Genomic DNA, 17,761 nt, shown 5'->3' with positions numbered 1-17,761 from the left:
TGTCCGGCCGGGCGCCTGCCGCGCGTTACTTGACCTTCGCGGCCTTCGCGAGCGCGGCGACCGCGCTCTTCGAATCCTGCTGCGAGTTCATGAACTTCGTCACGACGTCCGTGATCGCGCCGGCGGTCGCATCGCTCTGCGCCATCCCGTGCGCGAGCGACGGCACGAACCCGCCCGACTTGATCGCGGTCTGCTCGTCGGCATACGACTTCTTCGCGCAGTCGTCGAACTTGTCCATCTTCACGCCGAGACGTACCGGCACCGACCCCTTCAGCAGGCTGAACTGCTCCTGGAAGTCCGGCGTCATGATCGTCTTCGCGAGCGCGAGCTGGCCCGGCGTCGCCGCCTTCTCACCCTTCTGCTGGAAGAACACAAACGAATCGACGTTGAACGTGTACGAATTCGCCGTGCCCGGCACCGCCGCGCAGATGTAGTCCTTGCCCGCCTTCTTGCCGGCGTTCTCGAACTCGCCCTTCGCCCAGTCGCCCATGAACTGCATGCCGGCCTTGCCGTTGATCACCATCGCGGTCGCGAGGTTCCAGTCGCGGCCGTTACGGCCGGTATCGAAGTAACCCTGGATCTTGCGCACCGTGTCGAACACGGACAGCATCTGCGGCGACGTCAGCGTCGCCTGGTCGAGGTCGACCAGCGCCTTCTTGTAGAACGCCGGGCCCTGCGACAGCACGACGTCTTCCCACAGCGTCAGGTCCTGCCACGGCTGGCCGCCCATCGCGACCGGCTGGATGCCCGCGGCCTTCAGCTTGTCGGCCACCGCGAAGAATTCAGGCCAGGTGGTCGGCACCTTCGCGCCGACCTTGTCGAGCGCGGCCTTGTTGATGTACAGCCAGTTCACGCGGTGCACCGAGAACGGCGCCGCGACGGTATGGCCCTTGTACTTGATGATCTTGTCGATTTCCGGCGGCAGGTTCTGCTTCCAGTCGCCGGCAGCGGAATCGATGTTGACGAGCACGCCCTGGTCGGCCCAGTCCTGGATCAGCGGACCCTTGATCTGCGCGGCCGACGGTGCGTCGCCGCTGATCACCTTGGTCTTCAGTGCGGTCATTGCCGCGGCGCCGGCGCCGCCCGCGACCGCGAAGTCCTTCCACACATAGCCCTGCTTCTGCAAGTCGTCCTTCAGCACGCCGACGGCCTTCGACTCGCCGCCCGAGGTCCACCAGTGCAGCACCGTCACATTCTCGGCTGCCTGCGCCGCCACGGCGCCAGCCATCAGGCCTGCGGCGCAGAGCGCGCCCATGATCGAGCGAACTTTCATTACTTATCTCCTCCAGACTGAATCAACTCGTGAGGTTCCCTGACGGGGAACCGGCTTCTTGATAACGACGGGGAAATCGAGCCGCGGGACGCATGCAGCGTACGGGGCCGATGACCGGCCGGGCTCTTACAGAAAGCGTGAATCGAGATTCAACGGCGTGTCTCCTCTTTGTGTTTCTGGCCCGCCGCGATGATGCGGCGCGAGCCCGGGGTAGACGTCGCGCTGACGATGCGCGCCGTCAATGTCCGATAACATTCGGCACATGGCGTTCCCGAAGGCGAAGCTCGCGCAGTTCGTCGACCGCACTTCTTTTTTTCTTCACCCAGGTGCTACCCCTTGCGGCGGATTGTAGTTAAACTACAATTCAGTGTCAAAAATATTTTTATCGCACTACGGATCGCTTCCCAGCACCCCAAAACCGGCGGAGACACATGCATACCGATTCCAGCTTTACCTTCGTACTTTTCGGCGGCACCGGCGATCTGTCGATGCGCAAGATCCTGCCCGCGCTGTTCGAGGCGCATCGTGCGAACATGCTGGCGGAGAGCGGCCGGATCGTCGCCGTGGCGCGGCACGAATCGGATCAGGCGGGTTATCTCGAGTGGGTCGACACGCATGTGAAACCGCATGCGGTCAAGGCGGCCGGCAAGGCCTTCGACGAAGCCGCGTGGAAGTCCTTTCTCCAGCGCATCGAGTACGTCAAGCTCGACCTCGGCCGCGCGGAAGACTACGCCGTGCTGCGCGACGCGATCGCATCGCTGCCCGGCATCCGCGTGTTCTATCTGGCGACGGGCCCGTCGCTGTTCGTGCCGATCTGCAACGCGCTCGCGTCGGTCGGCCTGAGCGAAGGCTCGCGCATCGTGCTCGAGAAGCCGCTCGGCTACGACCTGAAGTCGTCGAACGCGATCAACGACGCGGTCGGCGAGATCTTCGCGGAAGGCCAGATCTACCGGATCGACCACTACCTCGGCAAGGAACCCGTGCAGAACCTGCTCGCGCTGCGCTTCGGCAATGCGCTGTTCGAGCCGCTGTGGCGCCGCGAATGGGTCGAGAGCATCCAGATCACGATCGCCGAGGAGCTCGGCGTCGAGGCGCGCGGCGATTTCTACGACAATACCGGCGCGCTGCGCGACATGGTGCAGAACCACCTGCTGCAGTTGCTGTCGATCGTCGCGATGGAGCCGCCGCATTCGATGGATTCGGATTCGGTGCGCGACGAGAAGCTGCGCGTACTGCGCGCGCTGAAGCCGGTCGATCCGCGCGACATCGGCAAGGTTGCCGTGCGCGGCCAGTATCATGCGGGCGTGATCAAGGGCGCGCAGGTGCCGGCCTATGCGACCGAGCCGGGCGTGAAGCCCGACAGCCAGACCGAAACCTTCGTCGCGCTGAAGGTCGAGATCGAGAACTGGCGCTGGGCCGGCGTGCCGTTCTTCCTGCGCACCGGCAAGCGGCTTGCCGACCGCGTCGCGGAGATCGTCGTCAATTTCCGCCCGGTGCCGCATTCGGCACTCGGCCCCACCGCGCTGCGTCCCGGCTCGAACCGCCTCGTGATCCGGCTGCAGCCGAACGAGACGATCCGCCTGTACTGCCTCGCGAAGCAGCCCGGCGAAGGGATGAACCTCGCGAGCGTGCACCTCGACCTCGCGTTCGACCGGTTCTTCAAGGAAGGGCAGATGGAGGCGTACCAACGCCTGCTGCTCGACGTGATCAACGGCCGGCTCGCGCTGTTCGTGCGGCGCGACGAACAGGAAGCCGCATGGCGCTGGGTCGAGCCGATCCTGAACGAATGGGCGCGCTCGCTGAAGCCGCCGAAGCCGTACGCGGCGGGCACCTGGGGGCCGGCCGCCGCGAGCGCGATGCTCGCGCAGCACGACACCTGCTGGCTCGAAGAAGAAAACTGATGCAAGCCGTTGCCGCGCACGCCACCGTACGCGGCAACGCGCCCCACGATTCGTACGATTTGAACAGACAAAGCAGTCCGGAGGAGATGTGATCGAGATCCACGCTTTCGACACCCAGGAAGCGCAAAGCGAAGCGCTCGCGCGCGCCGTCGGCGATGCGCTGCGCGCCGCGCTCGCCGGCCCCGCGCGCCCGACGCTCGCGGTGTCCGGCGGCACGAGCCCGCGCCCGTTCCTGCAAACGCTGTCGCACGCGGCGCTCGACTGGGCCGGCGTCGACGTGACGCTGGTCGACGACCGCTGGGTGCCGGAGGACGACGCAGCCAGCAACGCGCACCTCGTGCGCGACACGCTGCTGCAGCATGCAGCCGCCCCCGCCCGCTTCCTGCCGCTCGTCGACACGCGCGCCGCGCTCGACGCGCACGTCGCCGCGCTGAACGCGAACGCCGACTACCGCGTGCCGAGCGTCGCGGTACTCGGCATGGGCGAGGACGGCCATACCGCGTCGATCTTCGCCGATGCGCCCGAATGGGATCACGCGATCACGACGCCCGAGCGTTTCGTCGCCGTGCATCCGGGCGCCGCGCCGCACGCGCGCGTGAGCTTTTCGCTCGATGCGCTCAAGCGCGTCGACCGGCTGTTCCTGCTGATCGCGGGCGAACGCAAGCGCGCGGTGCTCGACGCCGCGGCCGCGTCGCTGCAGAAGAACGCGATTTCCCAACTGGCCAACGACAAGGGGACCCAGCTCGATGTCTACTGGTGCGCAAAGTAAGGCGGTCGTCGCAGGTCAGCATGCCGACGGCCCGCGCCTGCTCGCGGACGTCGGCGGCACCAACGCGCGCTTCGCGCTGGAAACCGGCCCGGGCGAGATCACGCAGATCCGCGTGTATCCCGGCGCCGACTATCCGACGATCACCGACGCGATCCGCAAGTACCTGAAGGACGTGAAGATCAGCCGCGTGAACCACGCGGCGATCGCGATCGCCAATCCGGTCGACGGCGACCAGGTCACGATGACCAACCACGACTGGAGCTTCTCGATCGAGGCGACGCGCCGTGCGCTCGGCTTCGACACCCTGCTCGTCGTCAACGATTTCACCGCGCTGGCCATGGCGCTGCCGGGCCTGACCGACGCGCAGCGCGTGCAGGTCGGCGGCGGCACGCGCCGCCAGAACAGCGTGATCGGGCTGCTCGGGCCCGGCACCGGGCTCGGCGTGTCGGGGCTGATTCCGGCCGACGACCGCTGGATCGCACTCGGCAGCGAGGGCGGCCACGCGTCGTTCGCGCCGCAGGACGAGCGCGAGGACCTGGTGCTGCAGTACGCGCGCAAGAAGTTTCCGCACGTGTCGTTCGAACGCGTGTGCGCGGGCCCCGGCATGGAGATCATCTATCGCGCGCTCGCCGCGCGCGACAAGAAGCGCGTCGCCGCGACCGTCGACACGGTCGAGATCGTCGAACGCGCGCATGCGGGCGACGCACTCGCGCTCGAGACGGTCGAATGCTTCTGCGGGATTCTCGGCGCGTTCGCGGGCAGCGTCGCGCTGACGCTCGGCGCGCTCGGCGGCGTGTACATCGGCGGCGGTGTCGCGCTGAAGCTCGGCGAACTGTTCACGCGCTCGTCGTTCCGCGCACGCTTCGAGGCGAAGGGCCGTTTCACGCACTATCTCGAGAACATCCCGACCTACCTGATCACCGCCGAATACCCGGCGTTCCTCGGCGTGTCGGCGATCCTCGCCGAGCAGTTGTCGAACCGCTCGGGCGGCGCGTCGTCGGCCGTGTTCGAGCGAATCCGCCAGATGCGCGATGCGCTGACGCCGGCCGAGCGGCGCGTCGCCGATCTCGCGCTGAACCATCCGCGCTCGATCATCAACGATCCGATCGTCGACATCGCGCGCAAGGCCGACGTGAGCCAGCCGACGGTGATCCGCTTCTGCCGCTCGCTCGGCTGCCAGGGGCTGTCCGACTTCAAGCTGAAACTCGCCACCGGCCTCACCGGCACGATCCCGATGAGCCACAGCCAGGTGCATCTCGGCGACACGGCCACCGACTTCGGCGCGAAGGTGCTCGACAACACGGTGTCCGCGATCCTGCAGTTGCGCGAGCACCTGAACTTCGAGCACGTCGAGAACGCGATCGAGATCCTGAACGGCGCACGGCGCATCGAGTTCTACGGGCTCGGCAACTCGAACATCGTCGCGCAGGACGCGCATTACAAGTTCTTCCGCTTCGGGATCCCGACGATCGCGTACGGCGACCTGTACATGCAGGCCGCGTCGGCCGCGCTGCTCGGCAAGGGCGACGTGATCGTCGCGGTGTCGAAGTCGGGGCGCGCGCCCGAGCTGCTCCGCGTGCTCGACGTCGCGATGCAGGCCGGCGCGAAGGTGATCGCGATCACGTCGAGCAACACCCCGCTCGCGAAGCGCGCGACCGTCGCGCTCGAAACCGACCACATCGAGATGCGCGAATCGCAGCTGTCGATGATCTCGCGGATCCTGCACCTGCTGATGATCGACATCCTCGCGGTCGGCGTCGCGATCCGCCGTGCGTCGACGAACGGCGAACTGCCCGAGGCCGTCGCGCAGGCGAAAGCACGCGCGAGCGACGACGATACCGCCGACGTGCTCGACTGGCTGAGCCACGGCGCATCGCCGGCTGCGAAGGACGTCGCGCGCGACTGACACGGCTCGGCGGCAGCCGCTTTCCGCCGCTCGAAACAAAAACGCCACCGGCGCAGCGCGCGGTGGCGTTTTTCATTCTGCCGTCAGGCCGCGGTTCACGCGCCCGCTTTGACGGGCCGCCCGTGCCAGCGCAACACGAGGTATCGGCCGGCGAAACACAGCACGCCCGTGACGCCGATCGTCACGCCCATCGCGAACGGCGTGCCGTCCGCGAGTGCGCCGATCGCGACGCTCGCAAGCGCGCCGAGCGCGAGCTGCATCGCACCGAACACGGCCGCCGACGCGCCCGCGTTGTGCGGATAGCGATGCATGAGGTCGGTCGTGCAGTTCGCGGACAGGATCCCGACCACGCCGACCACGAAGAACAGGCACACGACGATCGACCACAGCCCGCCCCACCCGGTCAGCGCGACGAGCGCGACCGCGAGCGACGCGATGCAGCTCACGAGCGACGCGGCCGCGATGATGCGCAGCGAACCGATGCGGCCGACGAGCCGCGTGTTCGCGAAGTTGCCGATCATGATCCCGACGACGTTCAGGCCGAACAGCAGCCCGTAGTGCTGCGGCGACACGTGGAAATACTCGATGTACACGAATGGTGTGGCGGTGATGTACGAGAACATCGACGCGAACGCCATCCCGCCGCACAGCATGTGCCCCCAGGCGACGGGATCGGACAGGATGCGCCCGTACGACGCAAACGACGCGAGCACGGCCGCGCTCTTGCGCCGCTCCTTCGGCCAGGTTTCGGGCACGCGCAGGTACGCGGTCGCCGCGCACACCGCGCCGAACACCGCCAGCACGACGAACACGCCGCGCCAACCGGAGAAGCGCAGGATCTGCCCGCCGATCAGCGGCGCGAGCAACGGCCCGACCGCGGTGACGATCGCGACCATCGACAGCACCTTCGCCGCGTCGGTCGGCTCGTGCGCATCACGCGCGATCGCACGCGACAGCACCGACGCCGCGCCGGCGCCGAGCGCCTGCAGGAAGCGCACGAGGATCAGCATGTCGATCGAAGTCGACACGAAGCAGCCGATGCTCGCAAGCGTGAACAGCGCGATGCCGCCGAGCAGCACGGGGCGCCGGCCCCACGTGTCGGACAGCGGGCCGTACAGCAGCATGCCGACCGAGAAACCGGCCATGAAGCTCGTCAGCGTGCGCTGCGCGGCGCCAGGGCTGGCGGAGAAGCCGTCGGCGATCGACGGCAGGCTCGGCAGGTACATGTCGGTAGCGATCGGCCCGCAGGCGGCAAGCGCGCCGAGCAACAGGATCAGCCGGGCATCGGGCCGGCGTCGGATGACGTGAGACATGGGTATCCGGATTGGAGCCCGCGCGCATCGGGGCGCGCGTGGCGGTGAAGACGGCAAGCCGCACCGCGAACGGCGCGCCCAGGCCCATGATTGTACGCGCAACTTTTTTGCGCGCTGGCGGCCGCGTGCGGTAACGGGCCCGGAAACACCGGCGCGGTGCCCGTCGCGGGGATCGCGGGATCGCGCGCGGATTCGATTAAGCTTGCTGCTGCCCGCTTCTCTTGTCTGACCAATTCGACGCACGACCGACCTGATGACCGCTTTCCTGTTGATCTGGAGCCCCAAGAAATGGCCATGGCCCGAGCTGCCCGACGTCGCCGCGCGCGTGAAAGCCGGCGAGGCCGTACATGACGTGTGGGGCTGCGGCTTCGCGCGCGGCATCCTGCCGGGCGACCGCGTGTTCCTGCATCGCGTCGCGAAGACGCCCAAGGGCGTGTTCGGCTCCGGCTACGTGACGCGCGCGCCGTACGAGGTGCCCGATCCGTCGACGAAGCGCGGCTACCGGCTGTGCATCGACTTCGTGTACGACTGGCTGGTCGATGCGCACCAGGACGTGGTGATCGCGCGCGACGCGCTGCGCGTCCATCCGTACTCGGTGCAGACCTGGGATGCGCAGAGCTCCGGCACGGTGATCAAGCCGATGGTCGAAGGCCCGCTCGAGAAGCGCTGGGCCGAGCTGACCGGCAAGCGCAAGCCGCCACCGTTGCCGGGTCGATAACGGGGCCAAATCACGCCGTGTTCCGTCCCGGACTGCGCGATCCTTCACGCGCCGAAAGGCCGCAGACCGCCCAACGGGCCCGCCGCACGCGTCTCCGGTACAATCAGACGATCGTTCCGCCCAGGCGCCGCGGCCCGTGCACAGGCCCCCGCGCCCTTCTCTCGCAGGTTTCGCCCATGTCCAATAATCAGATCCTCTTCGAACGCGCCCAGAAGACCATTCCCGGCGGCGTCAACTCGCCGGTGCGCGCATTCCGTTCGGTCGGCGGCACGCCGCGTTTCGTCGCGCGCGCGCAAGGCCCGTATTTCTGGGACGCCGACGGCAAGCAGTACATCGACTACATCGGCTCGTGGGGCCCGATGATCGTCGGCCACGTCCATCCGGAAGTTCTGTCGGCCGTGCAGAACGTGCTCGCCGACGGCTTCTCGTTCGGTGCGCCGACCGAGGCCGAGATCGAGATCGCCGAGGAAATCTGCAAGCTCGTGCCGTCGATCGAGCAGGTGCGGATGGTGTCGAGCGGCACCGAGGCCACGATGAGCGCGCTGCGTCTCGCGCGCGGCTTCACGGGCCGCAGCCGCATCGTCAAGTTCGAGGGCTGCTACCACGGCCACGCGGACAGCCTGCTCGTGAAGGCCGGCTCGGGCCTGCTGACGTTCGGCAACCCGACGTCGGCCGGCGTGCCCGCCGACATCGCGAAGCACACGACCGTCCTCGAATACAACAACGTCGCCGCGCTCGAAGAAGCGTTCGGCGCGTTCGGCGACGAGATCGCCGCCGTGATCGTCGAGCCGGTCGCGGGCAACATGAACCTCGTGCGCGGCACGCCCGAATTCCTGAACGCGCTGCGCGCGCTGTGCACGAAGCACGGCGCCGTGCTGATCTTCGACGAAGTGATGTGCGGGTTCCGCGTCGCGCTCGGCGGCGCGCAGGCTTACTACGGGATCACGGCCGACCTCACCTGCCTCGGCAAGGTGATCGGCGGCGGGATGCCGGCTGCCGCGTTCGGCGGCCGCCGCGACATCATGGCCCACCTCGCGCCGCTCGGCGGCGTCTACCAGGCCGGCACGCTGTCGGGCAACCCGATCGCGGTCGCCGCGGGTCTGAAGACGCTGCAACTGATCCAGGCGCCCGGCTTCTACGACGCGCTCACCGCGCAGACCAAGCGCCTCGCCGACGGCCTCGCGGCCGAAGCGCGCGCGGCCGGCGTGCCGTTCGCGGCCGACTCGATCGGCGCGATGTTCGGCCTCTACTTCGCGGAGCGAGTGCCGACCAGCTTCGCGGAAGTCACGAAGAGCGACACCGAGCGCTTCAACCGCTTCTTCCACCTGATGCTCGACGAAGGCGTGTACTTCGCGCCGTCCGCGTACGAGGCCGGCTTCGTGTCGAGCACGCACGACGACGCGGTGATCGACGCGACGCTCGCGGCCGCGCGCCGCGCATTCGCGGCACTCGCCGCCTGACCCGGGTCCGCGCGCATGTTTTCCGATATCGATTTCGCCCACATGCAGCGTGCGCTCGCGCTCGCCGCGCGCGGCATGTATACGACGGCACCGAACCCGCGTGTCGGTTGCGTGATCGTCAAGGACGGCGACGTGATCGGCGAAGGCTTCACGCAGCCGGCCGGCCAGGATCACGCGGAAGTGCAGGCGCTGAAGGACGCGCGCTCGCGCGGCTATGACGTCGCGGGCTCGACCGTCTACGTGACGCTCGAACCGTGCAGCCATTTCGGCCGCACGCCGCCGTGCGCGAATGCGCTGATCGACGCGCGCGTCGCGAAGGTCGTCGCCGCGATGGAAGACCCGAACCCGCAGGTGTCGGGGCGCGGCCTCGGCATGCTGCGCGATGCGGGCATCGACGTGCGCTGCGGGCTGCTCGCGCATGAAGCGGGCGAACTGAACATCGGCTTCGTGTCGCGGATGACGCGCGGCCGCCCGTGGGTGCGAATGAAGACCGCCGCGTCGCTCGACGGCCGCACCGCGCTGCCGTCCGGCGAAAGCCAGTGGATCACCGGCGAGGCCGCGCGCCTCGACGGGCACGCGTGGCGTGCACGCGCCTGCGCGATACTGACCGGCATCGGCACCGTACGCGAAGACAATCCGCTGCTGACCGTGCGCGGCATCGACACGCCGCGCCAGCCGCAGCGCATCCTGGTGGACAGCCGCCTCGACCTGCCGCTCGACGCACGGCTGCTCGAAGGCGCGCCGCTGCTGATCTTCTGCGGCCGGCTCGACGCCGCCGGCGAAATGCGCGCGAACGTGCTGAAGGCGCGTGGCGCGGAAATCGTGCCGATCGCGAATGCGCAAGGCAAGGTCGACCTGCCCGCGATGCTGGCGGCGCTCGGCGCGCGCGGTGTCAACGAGCTGCACGTCGAGGCCGGCCACAAGCTGAACGGCTCGCTGCTGCGCGAGCAGTGCGTCGACGAATTGCTCGTCTACCTCGCGCCGAGCCTGCTGGGCGCCGATGCGGCCGGCATGTTCGACCTCGCCGCGCCGGCGAACCTCGAGGCGCGTACGCGGCTGTCGTTCCACGGGTTCGAGCGGGTCGGCGACGATCTGCGGATCCTCGCGCGCTTCATGCCGCCCGACGGCACTCACTGAGCGGGATCGTCACGACGTTTACCGGCATTGTCGCGGCCGTCGGCTGCATCGAGTCGACAAGGTCAATCTCGAAGTCGACATAATTGCGCGCTACGTCGAGCGAATGCTGTCGACGTCGCGGAGCGTGCACCAGGACTGATCGCGCGGGCGGTCTCCGAAGCGGCGGCCGGCATGCTGACGGCCGCCGCTTTTCTCCATCCTTCGCGCCGTCGCCCGCAAGCGATCACGCGTCTGCCTCGTCCCCTCCCGCGCGCGCCAGAATCGTCCCGAGCAACTGCCGCACATGCTCGCGTGCCGCGCGCTCGGCACCTTCCACATCGCGCTTCGCGATCATGTCGAACACCCGCCGGTGTTCGGCGACATTCCCGCCCAGTCGCGCCCAGTCGTCCATCGGACTCGCGCCGCCCGAACACATCGTCTGCACCTGCGCATACAGCGCCCTGAGCGACGTCTCGATCGTCGTGTTGCGCGCAGCAGCGAGCAGCCCGTGGTGGAAATCGAGATTGGCGATCCGGTATGCGTGGCCGTCGCGCGTGTCGACCGCATTCGCCTGCCGAGTCAACGCTTCATTCAGCGCCGCATGATCGTCAGGCGTCATACGCTGCGCCGCCAGGCGCGCGGCCATCCCTTCGAGCGCTTCCCGCGCCTCGAAGATGGCCACGATCCGCGCGCGGTCGAATGCGATGACGAACACGCCCTGCCGCGGCACGACCTGCAGCAGCCCCTCCGCTTCCAGGCGCGAGACCGCTGCCCACACGGGCGACCGGCTGATGCCGAGATCACGCGACAGCGCCTCGATGCTGATCTTCTCGCCCGCCGCGAAGCGCCCGTCGTCGACCAGCATCTCGCGGATCGCCCCGTACGCGTCGCGCCCCAGCGTCGTGCGCTCGAGTATGGCGCGCGTCACGCGAACCGCCGGCGACGTGCGATGTGGAGCCCCTTGCCGACCGGCACGATCGTCGTGTCGAACTGCCGAGATGCATCGACCGCGGCGAGATAGCCGGCGATTTCGTCCGGATGGGACAGCGCGTTGTCCGCGACGAGCAGCGCGTCGGCCGTCAGCTTCGGCAACAGGTGCGCGAGCTGCCGCGGCGCGCTCACGCGGTCGGCGTCGAAGAACACGCAGTCGAACGGGCCCGCCACGGCCGCGCAGACTTGCGTCGCATCGCCTTCGATCACCTGCGCCCAATCCTGCAGCGCTGCCGCGCGCAGGTTGGCCCTCGCCTGCTCGGCCTTGTCGGCCGAGTACTCGACGGTGACGAGCGGCTGCCCGTCCGTTTCGCGCAGCGCATGGGCGAGCCAGATCGCGCTGTAGCCGTTGGACGTGCCGATCTCGAGCACGCGCCTGCGCCGTGCGCCGGTGACGAGCAGGTACAGCAGTTCGGCCGTGGCCAGCTCGAGGTTAAGCATCTTGCGGCTGCGGTCGTCCATCCGCGCATCGTTTTCCTGGCCGAAGGACGCCAGCCGGGCAAGGACGGCCGATGCGGCGCGGTCGAGTTCGATCATGGGGTCTCCGTTGCTTCATATTTCGTGTTTCGTGTTTCATGATACGACTTTTTGCGGACCGATGCGCGATGCCCGCGAGGGGCGGTATTCCGGTGCAATCGGGACGACTGTGTCAGATCCACCGGCCATTCGCTCAGCCAACACCTGACCGAATGGCCAACGACGCGCACGGGTCACGCCGCCGCGCTAAGATGCGTCGACAGCGGATTCAACGCCGCAACGCACGCGCGCCGCGAACCGGCCACCCTCTTCTTCAAGGAGTTGTCCCCATGTCCATCTCGATGTATCAGGCTTCCCTGCCCGTGCTGATCCGTGGCCTGACCAACCTGCAGCACATCCTCGGCAAGGCTCAGGCGCACGCGGCCGAAAAGCAGATCGATCCGTCGGTGTTCGTCGGCGCCCGCCTGTACCCGGACATGCTGCCGCTCGTCCGCCAGGTCTACATCGCGACGGACACGGCCAAGGGCTGCGCCGCGCGCCTCGCCGATGTCGAGATCCCGAGCTTCCCGGACGTCGAGCAGACTTTCGACGAACTGCACGCACGCATCCAGAAGACGATCGACTACCTGAAAAGCTTCGACGCCGCGCAGATCGATGGCAGCGAGGCGCGCCAAATCGTGCTGAAGATGCGTGTCGGCCCGATCGAGTTCAGCGGCCAGTCGTACCTGCTGAATTTCGTGCTGCCCAATTTCTTCTTCCATGTGACGACCGCGTACGACATCCTGCGCCACAGCGGCGTCGAGCTCGGCAAGCTCGACTACCTGGGCGGGCGCGACCAGCACGCCTGACGCGCGGCCGGGCAATGCCCGGCCCGCCGCCGCCGGCACCCGCGTGCAGGCAACGCACGGTGGCGGCACCAGGCCTGCCGCGCAAGCCAGCCGAAGCGCTTTCCGGAGCGCTTGCCGGCGGCGCGCGACCCATGCCAGCCGAAACGCCGTCCGGCTGGCGTAAAATACGCACTTTCCTCTTTCTCGCCCCCTTATGACGCTCGCCTCCACGCTCGACATCATCGCCGAGCTGAAAGCCGGCCGGATGGTGATCCTGGTCGACGAAGAAGACCGCGAAAACGAGGGCGACCTCGTGATCGCCGCCGAATTCGTCACGCCGGAAGCGATCAACTTCATGGCCAAGTACGGCCGCGGCCTGGTTTGCCTGACGTTGACGCAGGAACGCTGCAAGCAGTTGCACCTGCCGCTGATGACCTACCGCAACGGCACGCAGTACGGCACCGCCTTCACGGTCAGCATCGAAGCGGCAGAAGGCGTGACGACCGGCATCTCGGCTGCCGACCGTGCGCACACGATCGCCACGGCCGTCGCGCACGACGTACGCCCCGAGCACATCGTGCAGCCGGGTCACGTGTTCCCGATCATGGCGCAGCCGGGCGGCGTGCTCGTGCGTGCCGGCCACACCGAGGCCGGTTGCGACTTCACCGCGCTCGCGGGCCTCACGCCGGCCGCGGTGATCTGCGAGATCATCAAGGACGACGGCACGATGGCGCGCCTGCCCGACCTGATCGAGTTCGCGCAGGAACACAACCTGAAGATCGGCACGATCGCCGACCTGATCCAGTACCGCAGCCGCACCGAATCGATCATCGAGCGGATCGCCGAGCGCACGATGCAGACCGCGCACGGCACGTTCCGCGCGGTGCTGTACCGCGACCAGCCGAGCGGCTCGCCGCACATCGCGCTGGTGCGCGGTGCGCCGTCGCCCGACGTCGATACGCCGGTGCGCGTGCACGAGCCGCTGTCGGTGCTCGACCTGCTCGAAACGGGCGTGTCGACGCACTCGTGGACGCTCGACGCCGCGATGCGCGAGATCGCGGAGCGCGACCTCGGCGTGATGGTGCTGCTCAACTGCGGCGACACGAAGGAACACCTGATCGACGTCTTCAAGGCGTTCGACGAGGAAGAAAAGGCCGCTGCGCTCAAGCGCCGGCCAGTTGATTTCAAGACGTTCGGCATCGGCGCGCAGATCCTGCGCGATGTCGGCGTCGGCAAGATGCAGGTGCTGTCGAATCCGCGCAAGCTGGGCAGCATGTCCGGCTACGGCCTGGAAGTCACGGGCTTCATCCCGATGCCCGGCGCCGAAGCCAAGTCCTGCCCGGCGTCCCACGCGTAACCCGCCACGGCGCTTTCGCCCTATAACCGTTCATCCACACCACGGACAAGATCATGGAAATCGGACAATACCAACCGAATCTCGAAGGCGACGGCCTGCGTATCGGCATCGTGCAATCGCGCTTCAACGAGCCGGTGTGCAACGGCCTCGCCGACGCGTGCGTCGAGGAACTGGAACGCCTCGGCGTCACCGGTGAAGACGTGCTGCTCGTGTCGGTGCCCGGCGCGCTGGAAATCCCGCTTGCGCTGCAGAAGCTCGCGGAAAGCGGCCAGTTCGACGCGCTGATCGCACTCGGCGCGGTGATCCGCGGCGAGACCTACCACTTCGAACTCGTGTCGAACGAAAGCGGCGCGGGCATCACCCGCATCGGCCTCGACTTCAACCTGCCGATCGCGAACGCGGTCCTGACGACCGAAAACGACGAGCAGGCCGTCGCGCGCATGACCGAAAAGGGTCGTGACGCCGCACGCGTCGCCGTCGAGATGGCCAACCTGACGATGGCCCTCGACCAGCTCGGCGATGACGACGAGGACGAAGAGGAAGACGAAGACGACGAAGAGGAGCGCGCATGAAGAAGAGCGCCCGCCGACAATCGCGCGAGCTGGCGACGCAGGGGCTGTACCAGTGGCTACTGTCGAACGCGTCCTCCGGCGAGATCGACGCGCAACTGCGCGGCGCGCTCGGTTACGACAAGGCTGACAAGGAGCTGCTCGACGCGATCCTGCACGGCGTGATCCGCGAGCACGCCACGCTCGTCGAAGCACTGACGCCGTCGCTCGACCGTCCGATCGACCAGTTGTCGCCGGTCGAACGCGCCGTGCTGCTGATCGCGACGTTCGAGCTCACGCACCACGTCGAAACGCCGTACCGCGTGATCATCAACGAAGCTGTCGAACTCGCGAAGACGTTCGGCGGCTCCGACGGCTACAAGTACGTGAACGGCGTGCTCGACAAGCTCGCCGCGAAGCTGCGTCCCGCCGAAACGCAGGCGCGCCGCAACGGCTGATACCGTCGATCCGGAACGGGCGCGCATGCGCCCGTTTTTTCTTTTGCCTCGCCCCCTCGCCCTGCCCGCCCGATGAATACCGCCACCGATTCGCTCGTCAGACTCGCCGCACGCGTCGATGCGATCCAGCCCTTCTACGTGATGGAACTGATGAAGGAGGCACAGCGTCTCGAGTCGTCCGGGCGCGACGTTATCCACATGGGCATCGGCGAGCCGGATTTCACTGCGCCGGAGCCGGTCGTCGAAGCGGCCGCGGCCGCGCTGCGCCGCGGCGTCACGCAATATACGAGCGCGCTCGGCATTGCACCGCTGCGCGAGGCGATCGCCGCGCACTACGCGCGCGCCTACGGCCTCACGATCAGTCCGGAACGGATCGTCGTGACAGCCGGCGCATCGGCGGCGCTGCTGCTCGCGTGCCTCGCGCTCGTCGGGCGTGACGACGAGGTGCTGATGCCCGACCCGTCGTATCCGTGCAACCGGCACTTCGTCGCGGCGGCCGAAGGCCGCGCGGTGCTCGTGCCGAGCGGCCCCGACGCGCGCTTCCAGCTCACCGAGGACGACGTCCGCACGCGCTGGGGCGATCGCACCCGCGGCGTGCTGCTCGCGTCGCCGTCGAACCCGACCGGCACGTCGCTCGAACCCGACGAGCTGAAGCGGATCGTCGAGGCCGTGCGCGCACGCGGCGGCTTCACGATCGTCGACGAGATCTACCAGGGGCTCAGCTACGACGCGGCGCCCGTGTCGGCGCTGTCGTTCGGCGACGACGTCGTCACCGTGAACAGCTTCTCCAAGTATTTCAGCATGACGGGCTGGCGGCTCGGCTGGCTGGTCGTGCCGCCCGCACTGGTCGGCACGTTCGAAAAGCTGGCGCAGAACCTGTTCATCTGCCCGTCCGCGCTCGCGCAGCACGCGGCGCTCGCGTGCTTCGAGCCGGCCGCGCTCGACATCTACGAAGCGCGCCGGCTCGAATTCAAGCGCCGCCGCGACTTCATCGCACCGGCGCTCGAACGGCTCGGCTTCACGGTGCCCGTGATGCCGGACGGCGCGTTCTACGTGTATGCGCGCTGCGGCGGCGTCGCCCACCCGGCGGCCGGCGACAGCGCCGCGCTTACGTCGGCGATGCTGCACGACGCGGGGGTCGTGCTGGTGCCCGGCATGGACTTCGGCGTCCATGCACCGCGTGACTATATCCGCCTGTCCTATGCGACGGCCTACTCCCGGCTCGAGGAGGCGGTCGGCCGACTCGCGACACTGTTCGGGCAGCACTGACACGCGGCCGGTGCGGCGGCCATTCCGCGCACGGCAAAAACGAAAAGGCACCCGGATCGGGTGCCTTTTTCATTGCCTGCCGGCTGCAGCCGTGCGGTACGTTACCGCCGCACGTTACGCGCCAAGCTCCGAATGGTCGCCGTGCGACTGCTTCGCGGTATCGACGCTCGCATCGTCCTGCGACGTGGCGTCCTTCGATGCCGTCGATTTCGGCGACGTTTCGAGCGTCGCATGCACGCGCTTTGCGCCGCCCGCGGCTGCCGTCATCGCAGCAGCCGTGACGATCGGCTTCGCCGGCGCCTGCGGCGCGTTGACCGGCACGCTGCGGCCGTGCGCCACGTCGCGCAGGCGGCCGCGCTCGGCCATCACCTTCGCGCCGTAAGCGGTGTCGTCGGGGTTCGTCGAGCCGTTGTACAAGCGCAGGCCGTTCGCAAGCGAGCCGCCACGTGCGATGCAGTCCTTCAGGACGAGAGCGCCGACCTGGAGGTTCGCGAGCGGCTGCAGTGCGGTATCGGTGCCGCCGAAATACTCGAACTTGTCGGAATGGACCTTCGACATGACCTGCATCAGGCCCTTCGCGCCGACGCCGCTTTCGGCGTACGGGTTGAAGCCCGACTCGATCGCCATCACGGACAGCAGCAGCAGCGGATCGAGGCCGACGTCACGGCCGGTCTGGAACGCAGCCTTGACGAGTTGGCCGAGCGGCTCCTGTGCGACGCGGTAGCGGCGCGACAGGTAGGTCGCGACGAGCGCCTGCTCGCGATTCGATGCGAGCGCACGGTCGTCACGCGCATCGGCCGCCACGCGCTGGGTCGGAATCAGTTTGGCGAGCGCGACGGGCGACGGGCCGTTGCGGGCCGGATCGGACGCATCGCCCTGCTGCGCGGTGGCCTCCGGTGCGACGTCGAGGCCGACCGCAAGCGCGTCCGTTTCGGGGCTGTCTTCCTGCTGCGGCTGCGCGCCGGCGGGCGCGAAGTTCGGCAGCGGATGGCCGGTCAGCAGGCGGGCCGGACCGGCTTGCACGGCCGCGGATACGACCGGCATCAGCTTCGCGGCGAGCGTGCCGCGGACGGTTGGCAGCAGCCACAGTGCGAGCGCAACTGCGACAGCGAGACAGCCGACAACGCTGAATAGATGGTGACTGACACGCGTCCCGCGACGCAGCATGCTGCGCACGAATTGCGCATGCTGCTCACTAGGACGCCACGATAACCAAGCGTTCATTCAGATCATCTCCCATGAACATGACTCGTGCGGCTCGCTCAGCTCGAAGGCGAGACAGGTAACGCGCCGCGGAATCACGACGCTGCACGCTTTGGTTGGGGCGTGCAGGCATCGGGGAAACGGTATAAGTACCGTTCGAGGCCACGGTGTAAGAG

The 17,761-nt window shown here is 67.9% G+C and carries 16 protein-coding genes and 1 pseudogene; 12 read left to right on the top strand and 5 right to left on the bottom strand.

All coding sequences use genetic code 11. The annotated features are described in order from the left end of the window. Positions 1–25: 25 nt before the first annotated feature. The gene (locus ACPTTC_RS05015) at positions 26–1,273 is read right to left on the bottom strand and encodes an ABC transporter substrate-binding protein (protein WP_175967005.1); all 1,248 of its coding nucleotides are present in this window, start codon (positions 1,271–1,273) and stop codon (positions 26–28) included. Positions 1,274–1,704: 431 nt separating this feature from the next. On the opposite strand from ACPTTC_RS05015, the gene zwf reads away from it, so the two are divergent. The 3 genes from zwf (at position 1,705) to ACPTTC_RS05000 (ending at position 5,849) form a co-directional block, all read left to right on the top strand. Continuing rightward, positions 1,705–3,174, top strand: a complete 1,470-nt coding sequence (zwf, locus tag ACPTTC_RS05010; protein ID WP_175967003.1) for a glucose-6-phosphate dehydrogenase — start codon at positions 1,705–1,707, stop codon at positions 3,172–3,174. Between the two features lie 88 nt (positions 3,175–3,262). Beyond that, complete coding sequence (gene pgl / locus ACPTTC_RS05005) at positions 3,263–3,943, top strand: 6-phosphogluconolactonase (RefSeq protein WP_174948318.1); 681 nt, start codon at positions 3,263–3,265, stop codon at positions 3,941–3,943. Beyond that, positions 3,921–5,849 (top strand): bifunctional transcriptional regulator/glucokinase, encoded by a 1,929-nt coding sequence (locus ACPTTC_RS05000; RefSeq protein ID WP_226195584.1) that lies wholly within the window; start codon positions 3,921–3,923, stop codon positions 5,847–5,849. Before pgl ends, ACPTTC_RS05000 begins: the two co-directional genes overlap by 23 nt. A gap of 95 nt (positions 5,850–5,944) precedes the next feature. On the opposite strand, the gene ACPTTC_RS04995 is transcribed toward ACPTTC_RS05000, so the two are convergent. Next, positions 5,945–7,162, bottom strand: a complete 1,218-nt coding sequence (locus tag ACPTTC_RS04995) for a Bcr/CflA family multidrug efflux MFS transporter (RefSeq protein WP_423391748.1) — start codon at positions 7,160–7,162, stop codon at positions 5,945–5,947. Between the two features lie 253 nt (positions 7,163–7,415). On the opposite strand from ACPTTC_RS04995, the gene ACPTTC_RS04990 reads away from it, so the two are divergent. From ACPTTC_RS04990 to ACPTTC_RS04975, 4 genes and pseudogenes are all read left to right on the top strand, one after another. Next, positions 7,416–7,880 (top strand): hypothetical protein, encoded by a 465-nt coding sequence (locus tag ACPTTC_RS04990; protein WP_423391747.1) that lies wholly within the window; start codon positions 7,416–7,418, stop codon positions 7,878–7,880. A 176-nt stretch (positions 7,881–8,056) separates the two neighbouring features. Beyond that, a complete protein-coding gene (gene hemL / locus ACPTTC_RS04985) occupies positions 8,057–9,340 on the top strand; it encodes a glutamate-1-semialdehyde 2,1-aminomutase (protein ID WP_014897811.1) in 1,284 nt (427 codons plus the stop codon). Between the two features lie 15 nt (positions 9,341–9,355). Continuing rightward, positions 9,356–10,477, top strand: coding sequence for a bifunctional diaminohydroxyphosphoribosylaminopyrimidine deaminase/5-amino-6-(5-phosphoribosylamino)uracil reductase RibD (gene ribD, locus ACPTTC_RS04980; RefSeq protein WP_423391746.1), 1,122 nt, complete (start codon positions 9,356–9,358; stop codon positions 10,475–10,477). Positions 10,478–10,529: 52 nt separating this feature from the next. Further along, a pseudogene (locus tag ACPTTC_RS04975) lies at positions 10,530–10,616 on the top strand (riboflavin synthase); the annotation flags it as partial. An 84-nt stretch (positions 10,617–10,700) separates the two neighbouring features. Here the strand turns inward: ACPTTC_RS04975 and ACPTTC_RS04970 are convergent. Then, the gene (locus ACPTTC_RS04970) at positions 10,701–11,384 is read right to left on the bottom strand and encodes a GntR family transcriptional regulator (protein ID WP_423391745.1); all 684 of its coding nucleotides are present in this window, start codon (positions 11,382–11,384) and stop codon (positions 10,701–10,703) included. After that, on the bottom strand, positions 11,381–11,983 hold the full coding sequence (locus ACPTTC_RS04965) for an O-methyltransferase (RefSeq protein ID WP_423391744.1): 603 nt from the start codon (positions 11,981–11,983) through the stop codon (positions 11,381–11,383). Before ACPTTC_RS04965 ends, ACPTTC_RS04970 begins: the two co-directional genes overlap by 4 nt. Positions 11,984–12,252: 269 nt before the next feature. Here ACPTTC_RS04965 and ACPTTC_RS04960 point away from each other — a divergent pair, with 269 nt between their 5' ends. The 5 genes from ACPTTC_RS04960 (at position 12,253) to ACPTTC_RS04940 (ending at position 16,382) form a co-directional block, all read left to right on the top strand. After that, a complete protein-coding gene (locus ACPTTC_RS04960; protein WP_423391743.1) occupies positions 12,253–12,771 on the top strand; it encodes a DUF1993 domain-containing protein in 519 nt (172 codons plus the stop codon). A 193-nt stretch (positions 12,772–12,964) separates the two neighbouring features. Next, entirely contained in the window at positions 12,965–14,107 is a 1,143-nt protein-coding gene (ribBA, locus tag ACPTTC_RS04955; protein WP_423391742.1) for a bifunctional 3,4-dihydroxy-2-butanone-4-phosphate synthase/GTP cyclohydrolase II, read from the top strand. A gap of 53 nt (positions 14,108–14,160) precedes the next feature. Continuing rightward, positions 14,161–14,679: a 6,7-dimethyl-8-ribityllumazine synthase gene (gene ribH, locus ACPTTC_RS04950; protein WP_011351235.1), complete on the top strand. Its 519-nt coding sequence runs from the start codon at positions 14,161–14,163 to the stop codon at positions 14,677–14,679. Further along, positions 14,676–15,113, top strand: a complete 438-nt coding sequence (gene nusB / locus ACPTTC_RS04945) for a transcription antitermination factor NusB (protein WP_021157083.1) — start codon at positions 14,676–14,678, stop codon at positions 15,111–15,113. Before ribH ends, nusB begins: the two co-directional genes overlap by 4 nt. A 72-nt stretch (positions 15,114–15,185) precedes the next feature. Continuing rightward, entirely contained in the window at positions 15,186–16,382 is a 1,197-nt protein-coding gene (locus ACPTTC_RS04940; protein WP_423391741.1) for a pyridoxal phosphate-dependent aminotransferase, read from the top strand. A gap of 114 nt (positions 16,383–16,496) precedes the next feature. Here the strand turns inward: ACPTTC_RS04940 and ACPTTC_RS04935 are convergent, their stop codons facing one another. After that, a complete protein-coding gene (locus ACPTTC_RS04935; protein WP_423391740.1) occupies positions 16,497–17,606 on the bottom strand; it encodes a transglycosylase SLT domain-containing protein in 1,110 nt (369 codons plus the stop codon). Positions 17,607–17,761: the final 155 nt, after the last annotated feature.

The organism is Burkholderia mycopellens, from assembly GCF_964265025.1.
GTDB lineage: Bacteria > Pseudomonadota > Gammaproteobacteria > Burkholderiales > Burkholderiaceae > Burkholderia.
Note: the sequence above shows the minus strand (reverse complement) of the source record. Positions and strands in the feature narration are given on the sequence as shown.

Coding starts and splice junctions, on each gene's coding strand:
- ACPTTC_RS04935 (WP_423391740.1), bottom strand. CDS start 17,606: ATGAACGCTTGGTTATCGTGGCGTCCTAGTGAGCAGCATGCGCAATTC.
- ACPTTC_RS05000 (WP_226195584.1), top strand. CDS start 3,921: ATGTCTACTGGTGCGCAAAGTAAGGCGGTCGTCGCAGGTCAGCATGCC.
- ACPTTC_RS04965 (WP_423391744.1), bottom strand. CDS start 11,983: ATGATCGAACTCGACCGCGCCGCATCGGCCGTCCTTGCCCGGCTGGCG.
- ACPTTC_RS05015 (WP_175967005.1), bottom strand. CDS start 1,273: ATGAAAGTTCGCTCGATCATGGGCGCGCTCTGCGCCGCAGGCCTGATG.
- zwf (WP_175967003.1), top strand. CDS start 1,705: ATGCATACCGATTCCAGCTTTACCTTCGTACTTTTCGGCGGCACCGGC.
- ACPTTC_RS04940 (WP_423391741.1), top strand. CDS start 15,186: ATGAATACCGCCACCGATTCGCTCGTCAGACTCGCCGCACGCGTCGAT.
- ribD (WP_423391746.1), top strand. CDS start 9,356: ATGTTTTCCGATATCGATTTCGCCCACATGCAGCGTGCGCTCGCGCTC.
- ACPTTC_RS04990 (WP_423391747.1), top strand. CDS start 7,416: ATGACCGCTTTCCTGTTGATCTGGAGCCCCAAGAAATGGCCATGGCCC.
- ACPTTC_RS04960 (WP_423391743.1), top strand. CDS start 12,253: ATGTCCATCTCGATGTATCAGGCTTCCCTGCCCGTGCTGATCCGTGGC.
- nusB (WP_021157083.1), top strand. CDS start 14,676: ATGAAGAAGAGCGCCCGCCGACAATCGCGCGAGCTGGCGACGCAGGGG.
- hemL (WP_014897811.1), top strand. CDS start 8,057: ATGTCCAATAATCAGATCCTCTTCGAACGCGCCCAGAAGACCATTCCC.
- ribH (WP_011351235.1), top strand. CDS start 14,161: ATGGAAATCGGACAATACCAACCGAATCTCGAAGGCGACGGCCTGCGT.
- ribBA (WP_423391742.1), top strand. CDS start 12,965: ATGACGCTCGCCTCCACGCTCGACATCATCGCCGAGCTGAAAGCCGGC.
- ACPTTC_RS04995 (WP_423391748.1), bottom strand. CDS start 7,162: ATGTCTCACGTCATCCGACGCCGGCCCGATGCCCGGCTGATCCTGTTG.